Annotated in this window: 15 protein-coding genes; 3 read left to right on the forward strand and 12 right to left on the reverse strand. The window is 38.3% G+C overall.

From position 1 onward, the window contains the following. The first annotated feature begins 6 nt into the window (after window positions 1-6). The 3 genes from A9996_RS14600 (at window position 7) to A9996_RS14610 (ending at window position 2868) form a co-directional block, all read left to right on the forward strand. Complete coding sequence (locus A9996_RS14600) at window positions 7-885, forward strand: PPK2 family polyphosphate kinase (RefSeq protein WP_066436623.1); 879 nt, start codon at window positions 7-9, stop codon at window positions 883-885. 94 nt (window positions 886-979) lie between these two features. Further along, a complete protein-coding gene (locus A9996_RS14605) occupies window positions 980-2383 on the forward strand; it encodes a M20/M25/M40 family metallo-hydrolase (protein ID WP_066436630.1) in 1404 nt (467 codons plus the stop codon). Between the two features lie 8 nt (window positions 2384-2391). After that, entirely contained in the window at window positions 2392-2868 is a 477-nt protein-coding gene (locus A9996_RS14610; protein ID WP_066436633.1) for a type II secretion system protein GspG, read from the forward strand. Window positions 2869-3001: 133 nt separating this feature from the next. Here the strand turns inward: A9996_RS14610 and A9996_RS14615 are convergent, their stop codons facing one another. From A9996_RS14615 to A9996_RS14670, 12 genes are all read right to left on the reverse strand, one after another. Beyond that, window positions 3002-3778 (reverse strand): DUF1206 domain-containing protein, encoded by a 777-nt coding sequence (locus A9996_RS14615; protein ID WP_066436642.1) that lies wholly within the window; start codon window positions 3776-3778, stop codon window positions 3002-3004. Window positions 3779-3803: 25 nt separating this feature from the next. Then, entirely contained in the window at window positions 3804-4373 is a 570-nt protein-coding gene (locus tag A9996_RS14620; RefSeq protein WP_066436646.1) for a Pycsar system effector family protein, read from the reverse strand. Window positions 4374-4416: 43 nt separating this feature from the next. After that, entirely contained in the window at window positions 4417-5457 is a 1041-nt protein-coding gene (locus tag A9996_RS14625) for a response regulator (RefSeq protein WP_211272659.1), read from the reverse strand. Between the two features lie 574 nt (window positions 5458-6031). Continuing rightward, the gene (gene tnpA, locus A9996_RS14635; protein WP_066436656.1) at window positions 6032-6493 is read right to left on the reverse strand and encodes an IS200/IS605 family transposase; all 462 of its coding nucleotides are present in this window, start codon (window positions 6491-6493) and stop codon (window positions 6032-6034) included. A 536-nt stretch (window positions 6494-7029) separates the two neighbouring features. Further along, a complete protein-coding gene (locus tag A9996_RS19935) occupies window positions 7030-7209 on the reverse strand; it encodes a hypothetical protein (protein WP_146608977.1) in 180 nt (59 codons plus the stop codon). A gap of 344 nt (window positions 7210-7553) precedes the next feature. Continuing rightward, the gene (locus A9996_RS14640) at window positions 7554-7928 is read right to left on the reverse strand and encodes a response regulator (protein ID WP_066436674.1); all 375 of its coding nucleotides are present in this window, start codon (window positions 7926-7928) and stop codon (window positions 7554-7556) included. An 11-nt stretch (window positions 7929-7939) separates the two neighbouring features. Next, window positions 7940-9280 (reverse strand): ATP-binding protein, encoded by a 1341-nt coding sequence (locus A9996_RS14645; protein ID WP_066436659.1) that lies wholly within the window; start codon window positions 9278-9280, stop codon window positions 7940-7942. A gap of 6 nt (window positions 9281-9286) precedes the next feature. Then, a complete protein-coding gene (locus tag A9996_RS19680; RefSeq protein WP_083993971.1) occupies window positions 9287-11542 on the reverse strand; it encodes an ATP-binding protein in 2256 nt (751 codons plus the stop codon). Further along, window positions 11539-15537 carry a sensor histidine kinase gene (locus tag A9996_RS20645; protein ID WP_248912355.1) on the reverse strand — a complete coding sequence of 1333 codons (3999 nt, stop codon included), beginning with the start codon at window positions 15535-15537 and terminating at the stop codon, window positions 11539-11541. Before A9996_RS20645 ends, A9996_RS19680 begins: the two co-directional genes overlap by 4 nt. Before the next feature lie 25 nt (window positions 15538-15562). Then, window positions 15563-16918: a nuclear transport factor 2 family protein gene (locus A9996_RS14660; protein WP_066436662.1), complete on the reverse strand. Its 1356-nt coding sequence runs from the start codon at window positions 16916-16918 to the stop codon at window positions 15563-15565. Window positions 16919-17124: 206 nt separating this feature from the next. Continuing rightward, window positions 17125-17586, reverse strand: a complete 462-nt coding sequence (tnpA, locus tag A9996_RS14665) for an IS200/IS605 family transposase (RefSeq protein WP_066436664.1) — start codon at window positions 17584-17586, stop codon at window positions 17125-17127. Between the two features lie 149 nt (window positions 17587-17735). Next, on the reverse strand, window positions 17736-17960 hold the full coding sequence (locus A9996_RS14670; RefSeq protein WP_066436665.1) for a sensor histidine kinase: 225 nt from the start codon (window positions 17958-17960) through the stop codon (window positions 17736-17738). Window positions 17961-18031 lie beyond the last annotated feature (71 nt).

Here is an 18031-nt window from a genome sequence, read left to right on the forward strand (position 1 = left end):
CAAACCATGAGAGCTATTAATATTGAAGATTTTAAAATAACAGATAGAATTGACATTAAAAACCTTGAAACTACTTTTGATTTGGAGGCTTCAAAAAGTGAGATTAAGGATGAATTGAAAGACACTCGTAAAGCGCTTGGTAAAATTCAGGACAAAATGTATGCACATGGCAAATATGCTGTTTTGGTCTGTTTGCAAGGGATGGATACTGCGGGAAAGGATAGTCTCATCCGTGAAGTATTTAAAGATTTTAACTCTCGTGGCGTGGTTGTCCATAGTTTTAAAGTGCCCACAAATTTAGAACTTAAACATGATTTTTTATGGCGCCATTATATTGCACTTCCTGCGCGTGGTAAATTTGGTATTTTCAACCGGACACATTATGAAAATGTGTTGGTTACCAAAGTCCATCCTTCTTATATTTTAGATGAAAACATTCCAGGAATTGATACAGTTGACGATGTAGATGCTGCTTTTTGGGAAAGACGTTATGAGGACATCAATAATTTTGAGAAACACATTGCAGATAGCGGCACCATTGTATTCAAGTTTTTCTTAAACCTCTCCAAAGAGGAACAAAAACACAGATTGTTGAGACGCTTGGACCGAGAAGATAAAAATTGGAAATTCTCTCCTGGAGATTTGGAAGAACGCAAGCTTTGGAATGATTATATGGCTTGCTATGAAGAGATTCTTAATAAAACCTCAAAGACACATGCACCATGGTATGTTATACCTTGTGATGACAAAAAAACTTCACGATATTTAGTGGCACGCGTGTTATATGATACATTAAAAACATATAAAGACATTAAAGAGCCCGAACTGGACGATGATATAATGGCTAATTTGGATTTATATAAAAAGCAATTGAAGAACGAATAACTGTAACCTTTCAGTTTTCTAAATTTAAAAGTTTTTTTATGATTTCACGCCATCCGTTTATAAAAATATTAACCTTAAACTAGTTCCGCATTCTATGAAATATCTATTCATCCTCTTTCTTTTTATGTTTTCAATACAACTCACAGCGCAATCAGATGCTGAGAATCTCAAAAAAATCTATAGTAATTCCTTGACTAACGGGAAGAGTTACGAATGGTTAAGCCATTTGTCCAATCAAATTGGCTCTCGACTTTCAGGGTCTTTTGGTGCAGAGCGTGCTGTGGAATATACCAAAGAAGAACTTGAAAAATTAGGTTTGGACAAGGTGTGGTTGCAGCCTGTGATGGTTCCAAAATGGGTGAGAGGCTTACCTGAGTTTGCCTACATTGAAACGCTACCCGGAAAAACTACACAAGTTAATATTTGCGCCTTGGGAGGTTCTGTTGAAACCCCAAACGGAGGCGTACGTGCACAGGTTATCGAGGTCCAGGGTATTGAAGAGTTGAAAGCATTGCCTAAAGATAAAGTGAAGGGAAAGATTGTGTTTTTTAACCTTCCCATGCAGGCCGATTTGATAAATACCTTTGAAGCGTATGGCGGTTGTGCTGACCAACGCTATTCTGGCGCTTATGAGGCTGGTAAATTAGGCGCTGTTGGCGTGATTGTACGTTCTTTGAATTTACGATTGGATGATTTTCCACATACAGGAAGTATGACTTATGGTGATTTGCCAGTGTCTCAGCGTATTCCATCGGCTGCCATAAGCACCAATCACGCGGAATTGTTGAGTACCATGGTGGCTCTTGACCCTTCAACCAACTTCTTTTTTAAGCAGAATTGCAAACAATTGGCAGATGTCGAATCTTACAATGTGATTGGTGAAATTACAGGATCAGAATTCCCCGACGAGTATATTGTTGTTGGTGGCCACTTGGATTCTTGGGATTTAGGGGATGGCTCCCATGATGATGGCGCAGGTGTTGTGCAATCTATGGACGTGCTCAGATTGCTGAAAGAAAGTGGCATCCAGCCCAAACGAAGTATTAGGGTGGTTCTTTTTATGAACGAAGAAAACGGGCTGAGAGGCGGTAATAAATACGCAGAGGTGGCAAAAACTAAAGGCGAAAACCACATTTTTGCTTTGGAAAGTGATTCAGGAGGGTTTACGCCAAGAGGATTTTCATTTGACTGTAGCGATGCCGTTTTTAATAAAGTATTGGGTTGGAAAGACTTGTTCAAACCTTATTTAATCCATTATTTTGAAAAAGGAGGTAGTGGCGCTGATATTGGTCCGTTAAAATCTGATACTACTGTTTTGGCAGGTTTGAGACCAGATTCTCAGCGTTATTTTGATTACCACCATGCCGCCAATGATACCTTTGATGCTGTCAATAAAAGGGAACTAGAATTGGGAGCAGCAACTATGGCTTCTTTAGTTTACCTTTTTGATACCTATGGTATAAAGGCAGAAATGGCCAATGACACTTTTAAGAATTAATAACAACTATGGGAGTTTTTGCTGGTTTATTGGCGGAAGTGTTACTGATTTTTAAGGATTTTAAATTTTGGCTCAGAAGAAAAAAACAGCGTCGTTATGAGCAGCAACATGCACTTCCAAAAAAGAAGATGCTTGCGCCGTCACTAAAGATTATAAGTATCGTTTTGGTACTAAGCCCCATCCTAATTGTCATCAGAGCCACCTTGTTCTTAGCTTCAAATACTGAAGCAACCACTGTCGAAAAACTTTCAGAAGTGGCATTACTTTTAAAACATGAGAAGCAAACCATAGGCCATTATCCGGAACAATTGAACACCATTAGCAGAGGCAATCCATTGCTGAAAGATGTTCATAAGGATGATTGGAATCGCGAATTTTTTTATGAACGGCATCGTTCAGGTGAAAGCTATGTCTTGGCTTCTTTAGGAAAGGATGGACTTTTAAATACTGAGGATGATATCAAAATTGAATCTACTATAGAATAGAAAAAAAAATTGAAAGGTTCTATTGCCATAACAATTTGGCATCAGGGACAGATTGCCTCCTTGAATTGACCTTCAGGAATTTTATCAGCTTGAACGTGCATTCTCATATTGTAAACTGTAAAAATGGTAGAAATTAGTGCATATTGACATACAAATATCTTGCCTTTACAAACATATACAGTCCGTAGCATATAAATCCAACAGCTACAAAGCCAAGAACAAAGGCCCCAAATTCATACTTCAAGAATTGAAACGCATCTGTTACTGTGCTCAAGTCTTCATTTCTTGCCGTAAATCCAGCCCTAATTGTTAAAAATGACATGATTCCGAACACCACGGAACGTGCGCCATGCCCGATAACACCAAATTTTAACAAGAGGTTTTTTGCTTTTTCTGGTATCTCTGAAGAGTGTACATTTTTTTTAAATTGATTGGAGAGTACAAAATAAATTTCAAAAACAGATTTCCCTGCTAAGATTAGCCCCAGAATAACTGCCACAGAACTGCCGTACTTGGAATTCAAGAGACCGACTATGACGTCCTGATTTTGATCTTGGCCACTACCAAAAAATAGTTTTATGGCCAGAAATGCCAAAGAGCCATAAAAGAGCCCACCAGTAAAATAGCCTGCCCGGGTAAAAAGGGCCTTTACACCGGTACCCAGATTTCGTGAATCAAAAATAGTTTGATACATCCGCCAAAAGACATAACATAACAATCCCAAAGCGATTATCGCTAAAAGGGTTTTTCCTAAAGGTTGATTGGATAAAAAGCCAATAGCCCCTTTGGTTCCCGTTTTCTGTCCTCCCAAATTTAGTGCGGCCATGGCTGTCAATACGCCAACCAAAACGTAGACAAAACCAATGGCGCTAAGTCCAATTCGAGCAATATTTTCTTTTTTAAAAATCATGAGGAAGATGTGGGCTGTTTACATTTCATTTTAAGGTCAAAATCATATAATAGCCTGCCGTGATCAACAACAGCATAAGCCCAATTGCTAAAAGTCTAATGGCGCGATTTACATTCCTGAATTTCCAGGCGGCTATTTTTGATATGATATAAATCTGTTCCCCCAATTGTCCGAACAATTTTTCCTCATTAACACTAATATTGTAAAAGGTCTTTGAAAATTCTTTGATGTTTCCAAATTTGGAAATAACGTCACCAAAGAAGAAGATGTTCTTTTCGTAATTTCCTTCAATTTTTGGAATAAAACAGCGTACGCAATAGAAAATGGAACCTGCGGTGCAAACAAACCATGCACCGATCAAAATATAAAGCAAAATGTCATTTGAAGAAACATCAAAAACAGTTCCGGCACTTTGGAATACGAAATTCAATAAAATGCCATAAAATGAAAGTATAAGTCCCGCCTTTAGTTCAGAGGCTTTTATAAGGCCTGAGATATACTGGATGCTTCCCCAATAATGATCAACAAGTTCTTCAGTGTGTGCGTTTTTTATGAAAGGTCTCTGGGACAATTCTTCTGGTTCTGGTTCTTTCATGATGGTGGGTTTTGTGTTTGCTTTGGTAATGCTCTTAGGTAGTTTATTCTTTCACTTCGTATATTGTCACAGGGTTAGCTTTGTTTTTCATATTGATGATTCCCACTTTTTCACAATGGAAGGATTCTTTAACTTGTTCATAGCAGGTTTCGCAGATAATGATTTGGTTCTCTTTTGCGGCATCCTGTAAACGAGCTGCAATGTTGACGGTATCTCCAATAACGGTATAATCCAACCGTTTTAAACTGGCAGAACCAATGTTACCCGAAATCATTTCGCCACTTTTTATTCCAATGGATACTTTCGGCTTAAACTGAAATTCATCTCCCATGGGTGGAAGGTTGTTGATTTTGTTGCAAACCGCCAATGCCGCGTCAATAGCGCGATCTAAATGGAAATCGCCTCTAAAAACAGCCATTATCGCATCACCTATAAATTTGTCAATATAGCCTTGTTGATCCATTATTTCCTTGACCATTTCATCAAAATAGGAATTGATCATCTTTACTACAGTATCGGCGGGAGCATTTTCGCTGATGGAGGTAAATCCGCAGATGTCAATAAACACAACCGTCGCTTCAATGGTTTCGTTGGCCATAATTGTAGATTCGTATTCGCGGCTACCCATAAAGTTGAGCACATTTTCATCTACGTACATTTTTAGAATGTTGTTTTCTTTAATGGCCTTTAAGGTTTCCTTAATTTGTTGTGCATGTTTCAAAGTTTTCTCCATCGTAAGGGTAAGATCTTCAAAATTGATGGGTTTTGTGATAAAATCAAAAGCACCTCTATTCATGGCTGTTCTTATATTTTCCATATCACCATATGCTGAGACAATCACAGATTTTATCAAAGGACTGCTTTCGCTCAATTTGCTCAACAAGGTCAAGCCATCCATTTCAGGCATGTTGATATCGCTCAACACGATGTCCACATTAGGCTGCTCCAATAATCTTACGAGTGCTTGTTTTCCATTTTCAGCAAAGAAAAATTCGTATTCTTTCTTACGAATTTGCTTCCTGAATTTCTGTTTTATCAGTACTTCCAAATCCGGTTCGTCATCTACCACCAGTATCTTGCTCATAATTCAATTGATTAAAGTGTTAATTTATAACTTTTTAAGTTCTTTTTTTTATTAAATGTTGTTGTTCTTTTATTATTTTTGAATTTGTTAAAATTTCATTATTTATGTCCCGTCAGGGACGGTATATCGGTAGCAATAAATTAACGATATCGTTTCTGTGCCTTTAGGTACAGGATATGTTATTCATGATAATTAACATATTTCGTTATTTTGAACCAATTTTATGGCGTACCTAAAGGCACGCTGGTTAATTGGTTGTTTCTGTTCTACCGATATAACGTCCCTAACGGGACAGAGCATCGTGAACCATCTTGTTTTCTTTGAAAAAAAATTCCTAATGACCACAACCACAATTTCGCCGATTGCATAGGCCATATACTTACTGAATTTATTTTCAGCCAGGATATTCATTCTTGCTATTCTAACGGATTTTATCATATTTACTTTCCCAGAATCGGTAATCTTGTTTGTTTTGATTCGTTATACGTTTATTCTTTTCCTGTCCCGTTAGGGACTAAATATCGGTAGAAATAATTTCAGGATATAGTTTCTGTGCCTTTAGGTACAGCATATATTATTCAATTGGATGAAATAAATAACGTTCATCAAAAGCAATTTCAAAATCCTTCAATAAATCCAAATATTCTTCATTGAATGATTTTGATTTGTGATGTTCTTCTTGGTTTTTAATATAATTGGTAACTTCTGGAATATCATTTTTTGAATATGAAAAAGCGCCATAACCTGCCTGCCAAGAGAATTTTCCGTTGACAAAATCTTTTTGATTGATCCATTTTGACGAATCCTGTTTTAATTGTTTTATCAAATCTGAAAGTGATTGTGTCGGTCGCATTCCAAACAAAATATGGATATGGTCTGGCATGCCATTTATCTGAAGCACTTTATGGTCATGATTTTGGATGATGCCAGTCATATATTTATAGAGTTCATCTTTCCATATTGCGCTTATCAAACTTTGGCGATTTCGAACAGCAAAAACTGCTTGAATATGAATTTTGGTATAGGTATTTGCCATTTTCGTGGATTTATATGGCGTACCTAAAGGCACGCTGGTTAATTGTGTGTATCTGTTCTACCGATATTAGGTCCCTAACGGGACAGAGCATCGTGAACCATCCTGTTTTCTTTTAAAACAAATTCCTAATGACTATAAGGATGATTTTTCCAATGGCGTACCTAAAGGCACGCTGGTTAATTGTGTGTATCTGTTCTACCGATATTAGGTCCCTAACGGGACAGAGCATCGTGAACCATCCTGTTTTCTTTTAAAACAAATTCCTAATGACTATAAGGATGATTTTTCCAATGGCGTACATAAAATATATACTGAACTTGTTTTTAATGAGCATGTTCTGTTTAATATTTCTAAAGAATTTCACCATGGTTACGTCCCGTAATCCGGATAGCTGTCGGGAGGGAATCTTGTTTGTTTTCCTGTCCCGTTAGGGTCGCTATATCGGTAGAAAATATTACCGTCATGATTTCTGTGCCTTTAGGTACAGGATATGTTATTCGTTGTAATTAAATATGCTTTTATCATTTTGTGCTTATTTATGTGGCGTACCTAAAGGCACGCTGGTTGATTGGTTGTATCTGTTCTACCGATATAACGTCCCTAACGGGACAGAGGATTGTGAAAAGATGTGTTTTTAAAACCAAAATTCCAATGACCACGAGGAGGATTTCTGCGATGGCGTAAAGTAAATGCTTACTGCATTTATTTTCAGTCATGATATTCTGGCTAATTTTTTCTTAAATATTTTATCATATTCATTTCCCGAGAAAGTTCTACCGATATTTTTTCCATTTTGGGACAAAGCATCGCAAAGAATTTTATCATTTGTAACTTATCTATTTATGTCCCGTTAGGGACGTTATATCGGTAGCAAATAAATAACGACTCGGTTTCTGTGCCTTTAGGTACAGGATATGTTATTCGTTGTAATTAAATATGCTTTTATCATTTTGTGCTTATTTATATGGCGTACCTAAAGGCACGCTCGTTAATTGATTGTTTGTGTTATACCGATATTTTATCCCTAACGGGACGATGCATCGTAAAATACAAATACCAACTAATCGATCAGTGTCCCGATTTCCTTTCTTAATGATTCAAAATCAATGGGTTTGGTAAAAAACTCCTTCGCACCAGATTTCATCGCCTTATCGTAATTTTCCTTATCGCCATACGCCGAAATCATGGACACACTGATGTTTGGGAATTGCTCCTTGATGTGTTGCAACAGTTCCAAACCTGTCATGCCTGGCATATTGATATCAGAAAACACATATACCACTTCTGGAGGCTCTTGATGTTGAAGCTTATCCAAGGCTTCCTGTCCTGAAAACGCAAAGGTCAACTCCAACTTTTTGCTCCTAATTTCTTTTCTGAATTTTTGACGGAACAAAGTTTCTACATCCCGTTCATCATCTACTATTAAAATTTTCATGTCCATATCTTTTAAATTGGTAAATTAATTTTGAATGTTGTGAATGAATCTTCTTCCTGTTTTGATTCGATTCGTAAGTTGCCACCATGTGCTTTGATAATGTCATTTGTGATGGAAAGTCCCAGTCCTGTGCCTTCCGTGCCTCTTTTTGTCGTAAAAAATGGCATTAGAATTTTGTCTTGAAGCTCCGAAGGAATACCAAGGCCATTGTCCATAATCTCAATGACTACCTGATTATTTTTCTCAATGGTTTTGATGGTCAGTTTTGGTTGGTAATGTTCTGAATAATTCTTCTTTTGAAGGCGTTCGTGCATCGCATCAAAAGCATTATTGCACAGGTTGAGAATGACGCGACTGATATCCTCCATAATCACCGCTACTTTCGGAATGGAAGTATCCAATTGATAATCTAAAGACACATTGATAGGTTTTTTTCCAGCGCGCATGCCATGAAACGATAGATTGACGTATTCTTTGAGCAATTCATTGATATCCGTGGGTTCCTTGATGCCGTTGCCACCGCGACTGTGGTGCAGCATCGATTTGACAATACTATCAGCACGCGTGCCATGTTGATGGATTTTCTTTTGGTTGGTGACCACATCCTCGAGAATAGTCTCTATTTCGATTTTTTCTGGGCTTTCTGGAAGTTTTTGGAGTTCTTCTTTAATTTCGTCGATGAGCTCTAAATTCAACTCTGAAAAATTATTGACAAAATTTAGTGGGTTTTTAATCTCGTGGGCAATGCCTGCTGCGAGATGCCCGAGTGATGCCAGTTTTTCGGATTGTATGAGTTGGGATTGGGTTGCCTTTAATGCGTCAATTGCTGTTTCCAGCTCATTATTTTTTTCGACCAAATCTGCTGTTCGATTGGCTACGATTTTTTCAAGCTCAATGGTTCTTTGTTTCCATTGATCAATACCAAAAGTGTCTGTTTCACTTTCTACCTGTACAGGTTTTGAGCCATGCCAGTGCACTATGAGCCATTTATCATCTTGAAATTCCAATACGATTGTGAAACGCAAATCCATTTTTATGGGCTCGCCATTAATGTCCATTTCAAGTGTCACATCATCCGTAAATACTGCTGAATTTCCGTCTTTTGAAACTCTATGCACCATTGGTACAAACCGCCACTTCATATTCAAGCCTTTGCTTTGCTCTCGTTGTCTTTCAATTATTGTATAGAAATCTGATTTTGAAAACACACGCTCATCTGCAGCCGTACCGAAGCCAGTTAAATTATCTAATAGTATAGAATCTAAAGTCTTCAGTGGAAGGGTTTCGCTTGTACCAACCTCCAAAAATTTTTGATAGGTGTATTCAAGAAGTCCTCGTTTTGATGTCGTCATAATATTTTATTTGTTGGGTAATTCAATAGTAAATGTTGTGCCTTCACCTTCCTCGGTTTCCACTTTCAATTCCCCTCCATGACCTTTGGTTACTATATCATAGCTCATGCTCAATCCCAATCCTGTACCTTGCCCTGTGGGTTTGGTGGTAAAGAAGGGCTGGAATATTTTGTCTAAAACTTCCTTTGGAATGCCAGGACCGTTGTCCCTCACACTAATCAAAATAGATTCTTTTGTTCTTTTAGTGCTTAGCCAAATGGTCGGATTATGAATGTAGTTTGGGTCTTTGAACCCCCCTTCGGGGGGCAGGGGGGCTGCATAAAAAGCATTCGTTATTAAGTTCAAAATCACACGTCCCAGATCTTGAGGAATCACAGAAATCATCCCAATGGAATCATCATAATCAGTTTCTAAAGTGGCATTGAAATCTTTATCTTTCGCACGCAATCCATGATATGCCAATCTTAAATATTCATCTGCCAACTTATTGATATTTGTCGGCTCTTTTTCTACGGAACTTGTGCGACTGTGTTGCAACATCCCTTTCACAATGGCATCGGCTCGTTTGCCGTGATGATTTATTTTTTCCAGGTTTGATTTGATGTCTGCAATGATGAATTTGGCTTCCTCCAAATCGCCTTTTTCGATTTCCGCGCTCATTTCATCAATCAATTCATTGCTGATTTCGGAGAAATTATTCACGAAATTCAAAGGATTCTGTATTTCGTGGGCGATGCCTGCTGTCAATTCGCCTAAACTCGCCATTTTTTCAGATTGGATGAGTTGTGTTTGCGTTGTTTTTAAAGTTTTTAGGGTTTTTTCCACTTTTAATTTTTGACGTTTAAGTAGAAGATTTGCTTTTTGTTTCTGTTTGTTATTTTTATAGAGAATCAAGGCAATGATCACACCACATAGTAACAAAACTCCTAAGCCTAGGATAAGATAAAGTTGACGTCTTTTTGCTCGTAAAGTTTGAGCGTCCTTCTTGTCTTGTTCGGCTTTTGCTAGCGCCTCTTTTTTCTCAAAATCATAGGTCATGCTTAGTTCTGTAGCTTTTCTAATATTTTCGCTAGCACGCACTGAATCTGTAATTTTAGCCGAAATTTTAAAGTTCATAAGGGCAAGTTCGTACTTCCCTGTTTTTTCATAGCATAAGGATAAATTTGCATAGGTTTCTGCGATATTTTCATCGTAGGCGTCTATCCCTTTTATGATTTTTATACTCTTTTCGAGTGGAAGGATTGCCTCTCTATAGCGCTCCTTTCTAATTAGGATTTCACCATAGGTACTATAGACTTGATAAATCACCCGCGGCTGTGCTGCCTTTTCCGCCAGGGCTATAGCAGTTGTAGCTAAATCATCGGCCTCATCAAACCTATCTAAGTTCATGAGTGCTTTTGCAGCTTTTGTCATACTAGCCGCTTCTATACTTTCATCACCCATTTCCTTGGCGAGCTTGGCGGCTAACATTGCATAATTATAAGATTCCGTCCATTTATATTGTGTTGAATACAATCCGGCAAGATTCGAATACCCATAGAGAGCGACGTTTTTTCTTTCATATTTATTTGCCAACCTAATGCCCTTTAAAAAACTTTGTTCAGATTTTAAGGTGTCTTGTAAAATTTGGTAGGTAATGCCAATATTCATAAACAGTGTAGATTGACTTACCTCATCTTTCATGGCTTCAAGAATACGCAATGATTTTTGCTGATAAAATAGGGTTTGAGGATAGTCTGATTGCATTTGGTAGCCAATTGCCAAATTGCCGTAGCTTTTACCAAGTAGACTGCTATCACCGATTTTTTCTTGTATAGCAATCAATTTTTTAAAATATATATTAGCGCTATCGTACTTGCCCTGAGTGCCGTACAATATGCCTAGACCAGAGTAAACCCTTGTGATCTGATTTTCATTTTTCAAGATTTTAGCAAGTGAATCTGCATTCGAAAGAAGCTTTTCCGCAGTTTTATAATCACCTTTATTCGTTTGGATATTGGCAAGGTTTAATAGGATGTCAACTTCTCCTCTTGTGAAATTTAAAGATTTTGCGGCTTTTAGGTTTTCTTTAGTTATTGCCAAGGCGCTGTCTAGGTTTATATCCCGTAAGCGTTCAGTTTTGATATTTATCAAACTGATTCTGGAGGTATCTGTCTTGGCCTCTCGTATCAATACGTCAAGACTATCGAGATATCGGGTTTGTGCTAAGACTTTGCTTGTACAAAGGCATAAAAACAATAAGATGAGTGAACCTGTTTTCATTTTGGTAATTGTTTTTTGGTTTCTAAATTAGTTGCTGTTGGTAAGCTTATAGTGAATTCTGTAAAGTGGCCTTCTTCTGTTTCAGCTTTCAATTCGCCACCATGACCTTTGGTAATAATATCATAGCTCATACTCAATCCCAAGCCTGTGCCTTGACCTGTGGGTTTGGTGGTAAAGAAGGGTTGAAAGATTTTTTCCAGAATGTGTCTTGGAATACCGTTGCCGTTGTCTCTAACTGAAATGCAGAAGCCCCCTTGCCCCCAAAGGGGGGAAATACGCTTTGTACTGACCCAAACAGTGGGTTCGTATTTTGTTTCCGAACCATTTATTCCCCCTTCGGGGGTTAGGGGGCTTTTATTCTTTTCATTTACTGCGTAAAAAGCATTTGTTATCAAGTTCAAAATAACTCTTCCAATATCCTGTGAAATGATATTTACAAGCCCAATGTTTTGGTCATAATCCGTTTCTAAAGTGGCATTGAATGATTTGTCTTTCGCACGCAATCCATGATATGCCAATCTTAAATATTCATCTGCCAACTTATTGATATCTGTTGGTTCTTTTTCTGCTGAACTCGTACGGCTGTGCTGTAACATTCCCTTGACGATGGCATCAGCACGTTTTCCATGATGGTTTATTTTCTCCAGATTTGATTTGATGTCTGCCATGATGAGTTTGGCTTCCTCCATATCACCTTTTTCGATTTCGGCGCTCATTTCATCAATCAACTCGTTGCTCACTTCGGAAAAATTATTCACAAAATTCAGTGGGTTCTGAATTTCGTGGGCGATGCCCGCCGTCAATTCTCCAAGCGAAGCCATTTTTTCAGATTGAATCAATTGTTTTTGGGTAGCCTGTAAATCGGTTAGGGTTGTTTCAAGGCGTTTTTTTTCAGCAAGCAATTCAACCGATTGTTTTTCTTTTAGCTGAAGATCCAAGAAACGTGTGTAGGTAAGATCAAATACATTTGTAAAGCGTTTACTCAGTTCGATTAGATTATTGTTAGGTTCTTTGGTAATCAATAGCAGATACCCATATTTAAAAAAGCCGACATAATAGCATTGTTGATCCGGTAATTTGAGTCTAGAATCTTCCATTACCTTAATTGCTTTTGCTACGGAAGGGATTGTTCTTAAAAAAGCGTAATGTTCCTTCAAAGCCTTGCCTTTCCAGATTTTGTTATATTCCACCGCTCCATTAAGCGAAGCTTTATAAATATCTCTATGCGTAGGTTCTTTTTTATACGGAATTAACATAGGAGGTAATATTCCGCCAGAATCTGCTCCCATCCATAATTCTACTTCATCGTTTTCTTGCCAAATACAAAAACCACAGCTCCAAGTTTCAGTAGCGATTTCTTTTATTTGCTTAAATAATACCGCTGATGTTTCAGCCAACTCATCAGACCTCTGCATCCCCATAGTTCTGGAGCGCACTCTTTCTAATGCAATATCTATTTGCGATTCACGTGCTCTTTCTTCAGCCTTTTGAAGATCCATAAAACGGATATACGCTTGTTCAAAAACTTTGGCAAAACGTTTTATGATTTCAGCTTCGCTTTCAGAAGGCACAACTCCGGTAAGCGAAGGAATAATGATGGCAGAATTTTTTGACCAAGCAGCTGAGAGGTTATGTTTATCAGCATTTAGGACATGCTGTTTATAATCTTCCGGAAAATGTTTATAATCACTATGCTCAAAAGCGTATTCAAAAAAGTGATTCTTCGCTTCAACAGAAAATTCCTTTGAGAAATAGGCATCGCCACCGATTTTTGAATCCCAAGCGTCTTTAAAAATGGGGTTGTCAAAATAAGGAACAAAATAACTTCCCGAATGGGAAAAGTCTGGCGCAACTATCCAGTGCACCACATCTTTATTGTTTGGGAAATAAGTACAAAGAATCACACCACCGGCATCGAATATTACGCCCAGTTCCGTTAATTTTTCGGCAACTAAAGCTACCACCTCTTGTAATTCATCTGGTTTGTGCATCGCCAAAGAACGGGAACGTACTTTTTCTAAAGCGGCTTCAATCTGTGCTTCCCGTGCCTGTGCTTCGGCGTTTGCCAAGTCGGTATATCTTTTATAAGCAAATGTGAACACGTTACGGAAGCGTTTCAAAATCTTCTTTTGATCATCGCTTAAAATTCCGAAATTCGAAATTCCAATGGCACCATTCCCAAAGGAATAGAGATTATAGGTAAGATGATCAATTTGCCGAAGCCGTGGATCGTCTTTTTCGCCATTTCGTAACCGCGTTTCTATGAGTTCTTCCAGTGCTGCGCCCTTCAATTCAATTTCAAAAAACGCGTCATTGCTGGATTGCACCTTTTTGATTTGCTGTTCAATCACAGGATCACCATAGAATGAGAATTCTGTGACAGCACTTGACATATCGTGGGAATAGTCGTAATCTAAAAAAGTTTCGGTATCGTCATTATGAATATCGATAATTGCGTTTCGAATATCGGTAAAGCCAAGGGCCAGCAACTGCTCGTACAACACTTGGGCAATATCCAGCATGTCATCAGATTTTTTGAGCGTGAGCGCTACGTTTCTAACCTTTTCGAGCGAGGCTTCTATTTTTGCTTCCTGTGCTTGTGCTTCGGCTTTTTTGAGATCGAGAAAACGAGTGTAAGTGCGTTCAAATTCTTTGGCAAAACGGTTCAGGATAGTTTTTTCATCTTCGGAAAGCAATCGCTTTATCATGATTCCGAAGCAACCGTATTTCATATAGGCATCCACGTAATACAATCCGTCGGGGAAATGCTTGGGTTTGAATTTAACTGCACCGCTCAACAATTCTTTCCAAGTTTCAAAATATGCATCAACTTCATTTGGTGCAACAATATTAACGTGTATAGCTTCATCACTTTCCCAAGCCACGTAACAGGCTGCAATGGCCGGATATGTTTTGTCAAGCGGATACGTAACAGCTTTATTTTTATATTGAATTTTGCCCTTTTTCTCTTCAAACCAAGTAGCCCAAAACTGATGTTCGGATTTTTTTTCATCGGGCAACCATAGATAGGAAAATTCACTATCTATCCCCAACAAATGGAGTTGTTCATGAAACACTTGCGAAGTTTTATCCAGTTCGTTAGAATGTTGCATGAGCATGCTTTGGGTACGAGTGTGTTCTAAAGCTGCTTCAATTTGTGCTTCCCGTGCTTGTGCTTCTGCTTTTTGAAGGTCAAGGAAACGCGTGTAGGTTTGTTGAAACACTTTTCCGAAGCGCAGTAAAATTGCATTTTCTTCTTTGGAATAGGGGATACCGTCGAAGTTCTCTATATAAAGACCAATATTATCTAACAATACAGTAGAAATGGCAAGGGCTTTACGGCCAAAGTAGTAGTCTTTTATTTCCTTAGATGCCTCAGGTATAAATTCAAACAAATCTTTATAAAATTTGTTTTTTTCTTCAAAAGAAAGCTGATTAGCGAAGAAATCATTACCCCTCTGCTTTGCTACATTAAAACTGTTGAAATGAGCGCAATCAAAGTAGGGAAGGGTTACTTGCGTTGGCACATCGTGATTGTCTGCCAACCAAATATACATATCGTCCCTTTCTTTATAATTTATAATGAAACCTGTATGCTCAATGTTGATATTCAGTTGAATAAATTGATTGTAAACAACCTGAATGACTTCTTTGAGTTCTTCGGAATTTTGCATGCCCATACTTCGGCTCCGCACTTTTTCCAATGCCATTTCAATCTGTGCTTCTCGTGCTTGTGCTTCGGCTTTTTGAAGGTCAAGGAAACGGGTGTAGGTTTGTTGAAACACTTTGGTAAAGCGCAGCATCACATTAATTTGTTCTGTGGATAGTTTTTCGCCACCAACAATCAATAAATAACCTTGCTTAAAGTTGAAGGTGTGAAGTTTTAGTTGTGGAGGGGAAACGGCAATCAACTTTTCTGCTGAAATTGGAAAATTTAAGCTTTCTTCTGCAATGAAGGTTTGGTGAGCGATGGTTTGTTTTTCGTCCAAATCCAATACAAAAACGGGTTCTTGTTTTTTCCTAGTTTTTGATAATAGACTTCATATTGTCCGTTTTATCGTGAAAAACCCCAGTAGCGATAGGCATTATTTTTTCTGTTGAAGGATCTGGCATATAGTTCCAACCTATTTTTTCGTCTTCGTCCAGAAGTACGTAGCCACTTGTAATACTTTCGATTCCTAATTTGGTAATTTCAATGAACAACAATGCGCTGGCATCTCTTAATTCATTACTGCTATGCATGGCCAAACTTCGTGAACGCACTTTTTCTAAACCTAACTCTATCGCTACTTCTCGGGTCTGCTTTTCAGCTTTTTTAAGATCGAGAAATCTGCGGTGCGCAAGGTCAAAAGCTCCAGCGAACTTTTCTAAAATTTCGAGATCTACTTCAGGCGGATTTTTAACTACACCCGGCAAACTATACCCAATTTCCCCGTGGGTGGTGCGCGCCATAATAAATGTGAGTCCGCCAATGTGGCGAATGTCATTTTCACTGGGTGCTTGCGGATCTATATTCTGAAAATCGCCAAGGGTGACCATTTTATCCACATAGGCTAAAGCGGCTTCGGTATCCATTGGGTAGATTACAATAGCATCATCACTCTTTTCCCAATTGGCCAACATTGGGATGTCTCCGTGAATATGTCTTGGAAGCTCCATTACAAAACCAATTTTTGTACCATCGCCCGAGGTCATTGCCTTTTCGTATTTCTCGGGCAGCCACATCATATGCCAGAAATAGTGGGCTTCGTGACCTAGTTTGATAAATTCGGTACGCATGGTGACCACGATATCCAGTAGATCACTTGATTGTTTCATAGCCACCGCTTCTGCACGGATTCTTTGTAGCGCACCTTCAATTTCAAGTTCTCTGTTTTTTGATTCTAATTCAACCGTGCGGCGTTGTATGGCTTCGCGAAGTTGTTGATTTTCTTCGTTTATTTTTTCAAAACCAATGGTTTCGCCTTCTTCTGTTTTGGAATCGGGCATGGAGAAATGTTGGTAGATAAAACGCCAGCCATCTTTGTTTTTTCGTAGTGTACTTGAAAAACGGAATCTACTATAGAAATTCCATTCTTTTTCATGAAGAAACCAACCATCAAAAACATGGGTGATAAAAATGAGTTCGCCAAAGTGTTCTAGGGTCTTTGTTTCATTTCTCAATTCGGTTTTTCCTGCAAATTGATCGCCTGTATCTGCAAAAAACTGAGTGGTATCCTTTCGGTTTAAAAATTCTTCTTTAGTTGCAGAGCCAATAAAATGATATTCATCGTCTAAAAATTTGTCGTACGTTGCAACATCGCCATTTAGGTAGCTGTGCAACCAGGTGTTGTACACTTTTAGGACTTCGGTTTCTGTATTTTTATTCACTTTCATTGTTACTTGTTTTGCGCTTTCGCTGTTGCGTACGCCGTTTACATGGTGTACACTCTGCGTACATAGGAATAAATTCCTACGTTATTAAATGGGGTCGAGGCGATGCCTCTTTTTCGTTTTGCCGATGGTACTTTTTTGTTGCTTTTAGAGCCATAGGCTCGGTTCATTTAATACCCACGGATTTCAATCCGTGGTGAAACATTTTTTTATATCAAATCTTCAAATAGGTACGCTTCATCATATTCTACCTCAAATTCTTTGAGCAATTTGAGATATTCCTCTTTGAACGTTTCCCTCTTATGGTGCTTTTCTTGTCGTTCTATATATTTAAATACATTGTCAACTGCAACTTTGCTATAAGAAAAAACGCCGAAACCACGTTGCCACTCAAAGCGTTGTGCTGTCAATTTATGGTCGTTTATATATTTTGATGATTTTGCTTTTACACTTTTCATCAATTCCGAAGGCGAAACCGAAGGCCGTAAACTTACCAAACAGTGCATATGGTCTTCTACTCCATTTACTATGTAAGTTTTACAACCTGTTTTATTTATTAAATTTCCTATCACACCATTCAATTCGACTTTCCAAATAGGGTGTATTAGTGCTTTCCTGTACTTTACTGCAAATACAAATTGTAGGTAGATTTGTGCGTATGTGTTTGCCATGTTTTCTGTGTTTTCATCGGAATGAATTCCGATGTCATTAAATGGGTCGTGCCGATGGCACTTGTTTTTGCACGCTCTGCGTGTGAATCGGAATGAATTCCGACGTCATTAAATGTATCGTGCCGATGGCACTTTTTGTCTTTTCAATATTATTTAGGTATCGGTAATGAAATTACGAATTCTGTTCCTTTATTCTCTTCCGTATAAACACGTAAATCGCCACCGTGAGCATTGATGATGTCATAGCTCAAACTCAACCCCAAACCTGTGCCTTGCCCTGTTGGTTTGGTGGTAAAAAAGGGTTGGAATATTTTGTCTAAGGCGCTTTCTGGAATGCCGTTACCATTGTCTTTTACTGAAATTAGAATCNCCACGCGACGACGACGCGCGTACGTCGTACGTACGTACGTACGTACGTACGTACGTACGTACGTACGTACGTACG

Source organism: Gelidibacter algens, assembly GCF_001678675.1.
GTDB lineage: Bacteria > Bacteroidota > Bacteroidia > Flavobacteriales > Flavobacteriaceae > Gelidibacter > Gelidibacter algens.

Excerpts from the sequence above, each read along its gene's own strand:
- A9996_RS14600 (WP_066436623.1), top strand. The coding sequence starts at position 7 with ATGAGAGCTATTAATATTGAAGATTTTAAAATAACAGATAGAATTGAC.
- A9996_RS14605 (WP_066436630.1), top strand. The coding sequence starts at position 980 with ATGAAATATCTATTCATCCTCTTTCTTTTTATGTTTTCAATACAACTC.
- A9996_RS14610 (WP_066436633.1), top strand. The coding sequence starts at position 2,392 with ATGGGAGTTTTTGCTGGTTTATTGGCGGAAGTGTTACTGATTTTTAAG.
- A9996_RS14615 (WP_066436642.1), bottom strand. The coding sequence starts at position 3,778 with ATGATTTTTAAAAAAGAAAATATTGCTCGAATTGGACTTAGCGCCATT.
- A9996_RS14620 (WP_066436646.1), bottom strand. The coding sequence starts at position 4,373 with ATGAAAGAACCAGAACCAGAAGAATTGTCCCAGAGACCTTTCATAAAA.
- A9996_RS14625 (WP_211272659.1), bottom strand. The coding sequence starts at position 5,457 with ATGAGCAAGATACTGGTGGTAGATGACGAACCGGATTTGGAAGTACTG.
- tnpA (WP_066436656.1), bottom strand. The coding sequence starts at position 6,493 with ATGGCAAATACCTATACCAAAATTCATATTCAAGCAGTTTTTGCTGTT.
- A9996_RS19935 (WP_146608977.1), bottom strand. The coding sequence starts at position 7,209 with ATGACTGAAAATAAATGCAGTAAGCATTTACTTTACGCCATCGCAGAA.
- A9996_RS14640 (WP_066436674.1), bottom strand. The coding sequence starts at position 7,928 with ATGAAAATTTTAATAGTAGATGATGAACGGGATGTAGAAACTTTGTTC.
- A9996_RS14645 (WP_066436659.1), bottom strand. The coding sequence starts at position 9,280 with ATGACGACATCAAAACGAGGACTTCTTGAATACACCTATCAAAAATTT.
- A9996_RS19680 (WP_083993971.1), bottom strand. The coding sequence starts at position 11,542 with ATGAAAACAGGTTCACTCATCTTATTGTTTTTATGCCTTTGTACAAGC.
- A9996_RS14660 (WP_066436662.1), bottom strand. The coding sequence starts at position 16,918 with ATGAAAGTGAATAAAAATACAGAAACCGAAGTCCTAAAAGTGTACAAC.
- tnpA (WP_066436664.1), bottom strand. The coding sequence starts at position 17,586 with ATGGCAAACACATACGCACAAATCTACCTACAATTTGTATTTGCAGTA.